The following is an 11,094-nucleotide window of genomic DNA, read 5'->3' on the forward strand; positions in this document are numbered from 1 at the left end:
TCCAAAGAGCGTGAGGCAGAACTAAAAAAAGCTCATAAAATCGCTACTAAAAATGTCAAACTTTCTAACAGCAATAAGAAAAGCGGAAAGGCTGACACCACAAAGGATAAGTGATGAGCTGTTTGACTTAATACGAAAGATTGAAGATTTATTGGCAAAAATCAATGCCAATACGCTTCATGAACACAGTACAGATGTTGAAGGTAATCCCATTGGTTTTTATTCCGCAGGTACCGAAGCCATAACGGGAGGAAGAAAACGAATGGGACAACCTTTTGACCTCAAGGAGTCAGGAGAATTTCTAAACAGTGTTTTTGCACGTGTAGAAAACCACAGCATTTTCTTTGATGCTACAGACAGCAAGAAAGAAGAAGTGCTTTACAATTTACTTTCTGAGGACATTTTCGGGTTGACAGATGAAAACCTTAGAAAAGTGATTGATGAAAAAATATTGCCTTCATTTTTAAAATACCTCAAGCACAATTTGTTTTGATTTACGATAGCTTAGATATCATTCCAGTTAAACTGTTTTTCAAGATTTTGGAGACAGGAGAAACAAATTTGTTGGCCACAGAACAAACAGATAAGGATCTTGATACACTCTGGGAAAAACTAGAGAATGAACATGAAAGCCTAAATCAAAACAATAAAGCATCCAAGATTTTTAATCTATATCAAAAGATGGAATCTTTATCCTCAAAGTACAATGCCATCAATTTAGGAATTCGTGTGCTTTGGAAATATTATGATCATGAGTTAGCAGACATGCTGAATGATTATGGTTATAAATTCAATCATTCATCAAAATCTAAAAATTCAAATCAATATGAAAAGGATTTGGATAAGATCAGTAGAGAAAGTGAAGCTATTTTAAATAAGATTTCACAGCTCAAAAACAAACTTCCAAAAAAGCAAACATCAAAGAAAACCAATCTGGATGAAACCATTTTAAACTATTCAGCATTTACAGGTTCAGGCTTTATCGATACTAATAAAATAACTGTAACTCAATATTATGCCTTGATCAAAATTGGCAATGAAAAGCTAAAAACTTTAGAAACCAACAAACCTAAAAAAAATGGCAGAAGGTAAGATCACAAGAGAAGATATTGTCGATGATCGGGTACTCAATCTAGGTAAAGAATATGCTGAAAGTTTGAATCCTGCCATTCGTGCTAATCAAGAATGGGTCAATTCTTTTGATGAAATCAAACAATCTGCTTTAGAATATGCCAAATTAGAAAAGAGTTTTAAGGCTTCTAAAAACAGAAAGAATCTAATTGCACTTCAAAAAGAAGAGGAAAAACTAAGAAAACAAACCGCAGATGCTCTAAAAGCTGAGGAAGCTGCTAGAGAAAAAACAGCTAAAGCCGTAAAAGCTGAACAAGAAGCCCAGGCTAAAGCAAAAAAGGTAATTCAGGAAGAGGAAAGGATTAGAAAACAATTAGCTGATGCCATCAGATCTGAAGAAAAGGCAAAGCAAGCTGGTCTTGATACTGAACGCAAAGAACTTCAACTCAAAAGACAAAAAGAGCGCGCTCAAAAGAAAACTAAAAAACTCACTATTGCGGAACGTGAGGATTTAAAACTACTCAATAGAAATAAGCGTGAAGCGGCAAAAATGTCGTCTACACTTGCTACGGAATACGAAAAGCAAAGTGTAAAATTAATACAATTAAAACGTGAGTACAAAGGTCTAGCAATGGAGGAGGGCGAAGCCTCCAAAGAAGCTAAAGACCTCCTTCGTGATATAACCAATCTTGATAATAAACTTAAAAAAGTTGACTCAAGTGTTGGCGAATTTCAGCGCAATGTTGGAAATTATCCAAGTGCTTTAAAACATGCTGGTGCAGCTGCTAGAAATTTAGCCACACAAATGGGTGTTTTGGGTGGTCTAGATTTGACTTTCAGAGTACTCAGAGATGCTACGAGACGAGTAAGGGAGTTTGATTTTGAGATGAACAAACTTGCAGGTATCGCCGGCACAACTCGTAAGGAACTTAAAGATGTTCAAAGTGTCATTATTTCGGTTGCTAGCTCTAGTCCAAAAACTTCAAATGAAGTCGCAAAACTGGCCACTTCATTGTTTTCATTAGGTAAAACTAAAGAAGAAGTAAAAGCACTGACACCTGTAGTTAATGATTTATCAATTGCACTAAATACAACATCAGATGAAGCTGGGGAATTCCTGGTACAAACTTTAAATGCATTTGACAAAAGTGCCGAAAGTGGTGAAGAATTCGCAGATATTATTGCGAATGTTAGAACATCGACAGCATTAAACTTTCAAAGAATTCGTGATGCTATGGGCTATGTAGCACCAACAGCGAATGCGCTGAATTTGACACTTCAAAGAACTGCAGGTATCATAGGTACTTTAAATGATAACGGAATTAAAGCAGCCAGAGCAGGTCGGTTAATGAACACCTCATTTACAAGATTAAATGACAGGGGTTTAGGCTTGGATGAAGCTTTAGAAAGAATCAATAATTCGCAAGATAGATTAATGACATCTACTAAGTTATTTGGTGCTGAATCTTCCACATTAGGATTGATCCTAGCCGATAATATTGATAAAGTAGATGCCTACGAGAAAGAATTTGATCAAGCTGGAGGTAGTCTTAAAAAATTGACTGATGAGCAGATGAAGTCATTAGACAATCAAATAGCTATGTTAGAATCTAGCTGGGAATCTTTCATTTTATCCTTAGAAAATGGTGAAGGAACATTATCAAAAGTATTCAAACGAAGTCTGGATATCTTAAAAAACATGGTTGATGGAATGACTGAATTGTCAAAAAGTGAAGAACAGTTAAGGGATAAAACTTATAACAAAATATTACAGGATCGACTAAAATATTATAAGAGTTGGACCAACGAAGAAAATAAAAGAGCTGTAGCTCAAAAGGATATGAAAAATGCTCAAAATGAACAAATAAAATTGATGAAAGAAATGAGCAGATTGCAATCCGAAATAGATAATAAATGGAACTCTGCATTAGAAATTAGCGATTATAAAGAGGATTTAAAAGAAGTCAACAAAGAATACCAAAGAAACAAAGCTACAATTGAAGCAACAAATCAAGTCTTATCTGAAATGAATAGTTCTGATGATGGCAATGATGATAGTAATTCTGAAAAAATAGAAGAGGAAGCTAGATCGGTAGCATTTCTTAAAGGAAAAATTCAAGAATTAAAAGATGAACAACAAAAGTTAACGATTTCAGATAAAAGTAGATCTGTTCAAATCAATAATAAAATCAAAGCCTATGAAGATGAAATTGATGCAATTCTAGGCGTTAAAGAAGCTAATGAAGAAACTAAATTAAGTGAAGAGGAATTGCAAAAATTCAGACTAGAAAGACAAATCACGCTCAACAATGAACTTTTAAAAAGTGATAAGTCAAGTTTTGAAGAAAAACAAAAAGCGCTTCAAAATCGGTATGACGATGAAATCGAATTGGCAATTCTGAACACCAATGAACAGTCAAATTTGTTTGATCATTTGAGTGATGAAGAAATCAATGCAATAAAAAAGACAGGAAAAGCTTCAGAAGACATCAGAGCAAATCTGAATGACAGACAAATTCTTGCTTTAGAGAAATTCCTAGAAAAGCGTAGGCAACTCATTAATGAATCTGAAAATACATCAGATCAACTGGATGTTGAAAAAATCCAACAAGAAGCCAAAAGAGCACAGAACATCCAGCAAACTGCGATGGAAAATGAAATTAGGTTGGAAAATGAAGCTTTTCAAGCTAAAGAAGGAGTTTATGAAAATGAAGTTAATGCCGCAGAACTCAGAGAAAGAAGAATTGCAGAAATAAAAAAGAAGTATGCAGAGGAAGGTCTTCAAACACAACTTAAAGCTGTTGAACAATTATTAGCTAATGAAGAATTAAGCAAAGACAAACGCATTCAATATGAGCGACAAGTTGCTGAAATCAAACGTGACTTGTCCGAATTGTCAACTAAAAATAAAAAGGAAAAAGATAAAGAAGAGGTATCATCAGTTTATGCAAAAACTGAAAGGATTATTTATTATTCCTCGCAAATGGCTAATGCTGTTAGAGATTTAACAAATTCAATTTTTCAGGGCAGAATCAATGCAATCGATCAGGAAATCGCAAAACTTGATGAAAAATATAATCGTTGGCTTGAAAATGAAAATCTCACTGCCGATCAAGAAAAGGAAATTAGAGATAGGCAAGAAGCAGAAAGACAAAAACTCGAAAAGAAAAAACGTAAAGAGCAACGCAAACAAGCAATTCTAGAAAAATCGTTTGCTGCTTTAAGTATAGGTTTAACAACGTTACAAGCAACTATGGCCGCATTAGCACCACCACCTGTTGGACTTGGTCCAGTTTTCGGACCACCTTTAGCAACAGCAACAGCAACAATTGGTGCAGTACAATTAGCTGCCGCACTTGCTAAGCCTATTCCTCAGTATATGGAAGGTACAGAAGATCATCCTGGCGGAAAAGCTTTAGTTGGTGAAGTCAGACCTGAGGTTATTACTGAACCAGGAAAAGAACCTTATATCGTTGATTCTCCAAGTATTTTAGATTTAAAGAAAGGAACTAAAGTCACACCAAGTTTGGATGAATATAATCAATTGATGCGTGCTTCAATGCTAGCATCTGTAGATATCAATAACAAAAAGTTGAATGATTTTAAAGCGAGGGAATCATTTTCAGATAACAAAGATGTTATTGAGAAATTAGATTCAGTTGAAAATACAATCAAGAACAATAAGACTAAGGTTTTTGTCAATCAGGAAAAGCAACCTGATTTCAATCACGAACTATTTAGACTTAAAAATATTAGTTGGAATTCATAAATGGGACAAGTTAATCCAGCATATAACAATAGGGCAGAATACGAGCTTTATCAAAAAGGCTACGGCAGTATGATTATTTCTGAGCCAATCGGATGGAAAACGGATGATAAAGAAATGGCCAGGAATGAAGATTATGATGGTATTTTTCCAAAATTTTCAAATAACTTAAAGTTTTATGGAGATGCTGTTGACTTCATCCAAGCTGTCAAAGATATTTTTGACATCAATGCTGAAATCAGATTGAGCAAAAAGGAAAAGCACCCTTATGAAGATACCTGGTATTTGTCATATACTGGTTATCTAGATATGAGTACTTACACTTATGAGGATAACAAAATTTCTTTAAAATTCAATTCAGGTGGTCTAGAACAAGAGCTAAAAAACAGAAATAACAAAAAAATTGAAATTGAAAGGACCAACACATTAGATGGCCAACCTATTCCAGATTTAGAAACTTCAAAAGTAAAACTAGAAGGCAGAAGAATCTTTTTAAGGTCTAAATGGGAAATGGATCAGGATAATAATGATTTTAGCTTAACCACTTCTTACAATTGGGACGTATTTGATGGTGGTAGTGATATTATTCAATCCAAAAAAATTAGCTTACCACTAAAGCTCGAACAAAATTCTCATCAAAACTTAGCACAAACGCCAACTACTTTTTTTTCAACAGTAATGAATCAAGGCGATTTGAACCAGATGTTAATGTTTGATTTTTCAAGAGAAAGAACCTTAAATGTAAGTTTTAAAGATATTGGTTTCAAACCTAGAATTACAGAATTTGATGTGAATTGGGCTTACATAGCTATCCAAATCAATGTGTATGAAAATGGATTTGATTTCGATCATAAATCCACCACAACAATTTATGCAGCGACGAAAAATTATTCAAGTTCAAACTTAAATTATAATAATCCTGATGATCTTGAACAAATATCAAATCAATGGGTAGATGTAAATGATCAAAGTTTTGATATCACATTATTAGAAGGAGAATCTTTTGAAGTTGCTATTTTGATTCGCGGAGCTTTAGAAAGACAATTAGTGAACCGCTCAAGATATTATGTTGATTTTGATAATTTCCTAGGAAAAGTAACTGTAGAGGAAGACAGTGAATTTCAAACAACATTCACAAAGTCATTATTAGCTCATGAACTAGGTGAGCGTTTATCTCATATAATCACCGGAAGAACAAATATTTTCAAATCTGAAGTACTTGGTCGGACTGCTATTGGTTATGAGAAAAACGGCATGGCATCTATGACCGCTTTGTCTCATGGTTTTTGGATACGGGGTTTTGAAAAAGATGCCAGTGATGAAGAAAATAAGTACAAACCATTTACCACGACTTGGAAAGATTATATAGAATCGCTTCAAGCAGTTTGGAATCTTGGTTTAGGTATTGAAAATGATGGAAAAAAGGAGATTCTAAGAATTGAGGATAAAAAGTATTTCTATCAAAAAACCGTAACTATAAAATTGCCATACCAGGTTAAAAATGTCAAGCGTAGTGTAGCAAAGAAAAAATACTATTCAGGAATTGAAATCGGTTATGAAAAGGGCGGAGAATATGAGCAAGCTATGGGATTGGATGAATACAATGGAACCTCAACTTTTATAACACCAGTAAAAACTATTGATAACGATTTTGTAAAAAAATCTAAGTACTCGGCAGACTCATACGGTAGAGAATTCACTAGAAGAAAATCTAAAACATTATTTCCAACTGAAGATACAGACAGAGATAATGATATTCACTTAATGGATGTGAAACCAACGGAATTAGGACATTTCAAAATGCGAAAATGGCAGGATGATTTCGATGAAGAACCTACAGGAATCTATTCACCTGAAACTGCTACAAATTTGAGATTGACACCGTTTTGTATGTTAAAACGTCATGGCTGGATAATCAGAGCTTCAGTTTCAAAATTTCCCGATGAATGGATAAGATACACTAGCTCTACGGCTAACAGTCGGCTAAAAACAAAAATGAGTATAAATCCTGATCATACTTATGTAAATGGTCAGGAATATGCTGAAAATGATGATATCATTTCAAATGAATTGGAAAGGGAGCGATTTGTTCCAGAGTGGATTGAATTTGAGCATGTAGTTGAATTTGAAACCGCTAGAGATTTAGAAGGTTATACAACTATTTTAGGGAAAAGAATCCCAAATAAATATGGCCTTATTGAATTCATCAATGAATTCGGAGATAAGGAAACTGGATTTCTATTCAACGTAAAACCTAACGAAAAAGGGAAGTGGAAAATATTAAAAGCAAGTAAGTAATGGCAGAATTCAAAAGCATAGAGATAACTTTTAATAAGGATTTAGAAATAGGTGAAAACGTGTATTTCGAAATGCCTGTTTTGTTCTTAACTTATCCTTCAAATCATACTTGGGTGAATGTTCGTCAATCACCAAATCAAGTCACTAAAGGTGTGCCTATAGAAGATAGTCCAGGTTTAAGAAGTGCTATAAATTATCAAGCGGCTTTAGAGGCAGATTTAGCTGAAGAATATGGAATGAATGTGACAAGAACTGGAAATACAGTTAGAATTGCAGCGACAGACGTTTTTTATGGTTTTAACTGGGTTGAGGGTTCAAATCATGTGAGTTATGTGATAGATGATGAGACAGAAGATCTGTTTTTAATTACTTCAGTAACATTCAGTGCCGGAATCAATCCAAATGTAAATACCTGTCAAAATATCAGGATTCATGTTGAAACCACGATTCCTATAGCTGACTTAGTAAGTCCTGGTTCTGCTAACCCAAACCCAGGGCAAAACAATATGAGTTTTTATATTCCGCGTGGTCAACCTTTTCTGTTGAAACTAGAATCTGAAGAGGGTCAAACCGCAGAAATAAATTTCAACAATGGCATCGATGTTTTAAGTTCCGATAATCTTGATTTAGAAATTCAAAACACGCCTGGAGGTTCTAATGTAGTTGTAAACTTATTAAACCAAGGTGTAAATAATATAGTTGATTTTTATGCTGAGGTAGTTGGGCCACACGAGCTTGAACTCGAATATTCATTGGATGGTGAAACTTGGCAAGATTCAAATATATTTTCTGGATTAACACCAGGGAATTATACCTTGTATGTTCGTGATCAATTTGGATGTCAAACACAGAAAAACTTTGTTACTCAAGAAGCGGGTAGTGGTGCACCATATTTTTATATTTCAAAGTCCAATTCTATTCGATATGCCAACCGTGTAGATTTTGGAGATGCAGCCAATTACAAAACTGATGAAAATACGCTAAGCTGTGAAGTAAATGTGCCATTGCCATATACTGAAATCCAACAATTTCAATCTGCGGATATCATACGTACTCAGTTTTTATCAAATTATGAAAACATCACAGCTGAGGTTTTGGATTTAGAAACTGATGAATCGACAAATATTCCAATCGAGCAACATTCAACTAATATTGATTTGAATGATTCCAGAGATGCAATCATATATCCTTTACCGGATAACAAAACAGGTGTGTATTTTATCACTGGAAATATTTATAATTATAGTTCAGGTGAGGCGATTACAGATTATGCTTTAAATGGAAATCTGCCTGAATGGGGTGAAACTGGTAATTTCGTCAGAATTCAGAATGCTTGGTATCTCATAGAAGAGATTATTTATGATGATACAATTGCCGCTGATGTCATGGTTATTAGCAAGGAAACATCAGTTCAAACTGATGTTATTGCGAAATCAATTTACGATCGACGCAATTATGAGATTTATGAGTTTGAGATTGATTTTTTTGATTTTCTGAATAAAACCGTTCAAGTCAGAATCATTAATCAAGATGATAATTTTGGAACAATCACATTGCTTTCAGAAAAAATAAATGTCAAGGTAAAACATCCTGATACCATCGAAATTCGATATAAAAACAAACACAATACCGATATGTTCTATATGACTGGAATAGAACATAAGATCAGAATTCCTATCAATAAAGTTTCAGGTCAATCTGATGAAGAAACTGAAACTCAAAAAACAGATAGCACAACTGAGGTGATTTCTGCAACAGTTCATGAAGGTGATGAATTCGAGTTTGAACCAGTGACTAAAGAGATCATGCGAAAAATCATTCAAGGACTTACACACACGAACGTTTTAATTGATAGTGTGGCATACAAAAAAGAAGCTATTGAAATTGAAGGCCCACTGGGAGAAACAAATCTTTATATCGTTAAAGCAAGTATGATCAAGTCAAACAATGTATTTGATTCAACTTCAGGAAATAATGAATTTGCAACTTCAAATGTTGAAATTCCAGGATTTATAGATAATGGTGAAGATGGATTTATTAAGTATTAATCTCTGTCATGTTTTCGCCTTTGCAATTCTTCAAGGTCTTCCTTAGTGACATTCAGATTATTTTCAACTGAATAATGGTGATGATGTGTATGGAAATGACTAACTGAATCATCTCGTTTTTCCTTTGAACCAACGCCCAAAATAAGTTCTGTCACTTTCTTAAATACAGTGAAGCCAAAAGCAAAAACAACCAATAAAATCAGTATAAATATCAACATATCACAAATATAAGATTTTCTCATGTAATGTAACTTTATTTAGAATAGTTCTAAATAATACCTAGTTTTGTTTAATTTTAAGCTGCAAACAAGATATACATGAGCTTAATCACTCAAATACAACAAACCCTAGCTTCTTTAGTACAATGGCGAAATGATGTGATTGCGAACAGCAAAACCACAGAAGAGCTTGAATCAATAGAGGATATCAACAATGATGATCTAATTCGTATTTCTAGAAACGGTCAATCTAAGAAATCTAGTATTGAAAATTTCTCAAGCATTTTTGGAGATCAAAATATCAAAGGAATTACCAAAGCTGTTTATATCAATTGGAATACAAATGGTAATCGTGAAGCTAAAGTTGCTAGCTATTTAAATAACACATCAGAATTTACGGTTGAAGGCAATCAGCTTTTATTACTTAAGAATTATAAAAACCAAACCATGTATCAGGTACAAGATTGGAATCCTGAAGTACACACCTGGTTGTTTTTAAAAGGCAAAGGCACTTATCCTAATTCTGAAAACCCAGTAAGTGTAAATGATTTATACTATCTCGGTTTTACAGTAAAAGATTACAGCAATAATGAATTCGACCTTGGAGAAATCGGACAGATTCCAATCCAAGATTTTATAAATTCATCCAATGATGTTTTTTCAATAAATGCCGCAGCTCACAATATTTTCCTGACCACAAGAGATGGTGAGGATTTCATTTATCTCTATATCGGTTCTCAAATCTTAATCGGTGATAACAATCAGCCAGAGATTGATCCAGTGTATCAAAATGAATTTTTTGAAATCACAGCTCAAGAGCCAGCTGATGAACCATCTACTGGTGGTGCTCAAAGTGTTTTGGAGGAAGAAATATTGTCTAATGTAGAAATTTCAGAAGCGGCTCCAGCAGGAACTACATTTCCTGAAGGAATGACAATGACAGAATTTGTTCATGCAATAGCTATCAGTACTTTTTATCCTGATCTCATTGCGCCAAGTTTTTCATTGAATCGTTCCGGTTCTCAACTTAGAATCATAGGATCATCAACAACTTTTACATTGACTTTCAATTTTAACCGAGGAAAGATAAAGGGTGAAATTGTCAATGGTGTTTGGGATGAAAACGAAGAACAGAATCCAAGAGCAGGGCAGGCGACTGGATATGAAATAGATGGTGTCGAAACTGAAAACAATAGCCTTCAAGTGACAAAAACAGTTCAGCAAGGAATTAATGCTTTTGTGGCCAAAGTGACTTATGAAGATGGACCTCAACCAAAAGACAGTGTCAATAATGATTATCAATCACCATTAATAGGCGGAACATCACCAGAACGTTCAGCAAGTTTTGAGGGGATTTACCCTTTGTTTGCGACTGTAAACGCAATCAGTCAGGGAAATCAATTGCCGAATTATTCAATGTTAAATGCAAATAATATTGAAATTCAACTTGCTGGTGAATCAGGTGGAAACAAGCAATCCTTTTCAATTCCTGATGCATGGTTAGCAAATAGAGCACTGGATAAGGTTGAATATTTTAATCCAGTTTCTGGTCAGTTCGATACGGCTAATAAAATAACAGATTTTGACGCCAGTTCAGCTACCAAAACAATAGAAAGCCAAATAATAGGGTATACAAAATATACACATAATGGAGGTAATCGTGGCTCCATATTAATTCGATTAAAATTTTAGG

7 protein-coding genes are annotated in these 11,094 nt (G+C 34.2%); 6 read left to right on the forward strand and 1 reads right to left on the reverse strand.

The window, feature by feature from the left end:
- The first annotated feature begins 52 nt into the window (after positions 1 to 52).
- Genes EIG86_RS10870 through EIG86_RS10890 form a run of 5 tightly spaced genes read left to right on the forward strand, consistent with a single transcriptional unit; the run spans position 53 to position 9,183 of the window.
- A complete protein-coding gene (locus EIG86_RS10870) occupies positions 53 to 493 on the forward strand; it encodes a hypothetical protein (protein WP_127846205.1) in 441 nt (146 codons plus the stop codon).
- Positions 490 to 1,092, forward strand: coding sequence for a hypothetical protein (locus EIG86_RS10875; RefSeq protein WP_157983133.1), 603 nt, complete (start codon positions 490 to 492; stop codon positions 1,090 to 1,092). Before EIG86_RS10870 ends, EIG86_RS10875 begins: the two co-directional genes overlap by 4 nt.
- Positions 1,079 to 4,840 (forward strand): phage tail tape measure protein, encoded by a 3,762-nt coding sequence (locus EIG86_RS10880; protein ID WP_127846207.1) that lies wholly within the window; start codon positions 1,079 to 1,081, stop codon positions 4,838 to 4,840. The genes EIG86_RS10875 and EIG86_RS10880 overlap by 14 nt, the downstream gene beginning before the upstream one ends.
- The gene (locus EIG86_RS10885) at positions 4,841 to 7,135 is read left to right on the forward strand and encodes a hypothetical protein (protein ID WP_127846208.1); all 2,295 of its coding nucleotides are present in this window, start codon (positions 4,841 to 4,843) and stop codon (positions 7,133 to 7,135) included. It begins immediately after the preceding gene.
- Positions 7,135 to 9,183, forward strand: coding sequence for a hypothetical protein (locus EIG86_RS10890; protein ID WP_127846209.1), 2,049 nt, complete (start codon positions 7,135 to 7,137; stop codon positions 9,181 to 9,183). The genes EIG86_RS10885 and EIG86_RS10890 overlap by 1 nt, the downstream gene beginning before the upstream one ends.
- Here the strand turns inward: EIG86_RS10890 and EIG86_RS10895 are convergent.
- Positions 9,180 to 9,425 carry a hypothetical protein gene (locus tag EIG86_RS10895; RefSeq protein ID WP_127846210.1) on the reverse strand — a complete coding sequence of 82 codons (246 nt, stop codon included), beginning with the start codon at positions 9,423 to 9,425 and terminating at the stop codon, positions 9,180 to 9,182. The genes EIG86_RS10890 and EIG86_RS10895 overlap by 4 nt on opposite strands.
- A gap of 75 nt (positions 9,426 to 9,500) precedes the next feature.
- Between EIG86_RS10895 and EIG86_RS10900 the strand changes: the two genes are divergently transcribed.
- Entirely contained in the window at positions 9,501 to 11,093 is a 1,593-nt protein-coding gene (locus EIG86_RS10900) for a hypothetical protein (protein WP_127846211.1), read from the forward strand.
- Position 11,094 lies beyond the last annotated feature (1 nt).

The organism is Psychroflexus aestuariivivens, assembly GCF_004010055.1.
Classification (GTDB): domain Bacteria; phylum Bacteroidota; class Bacteroidia; order Flavobacteriales; family Flavobacteriaceae; genus Psychroflexus; species Psychroflexus aestuariivivens.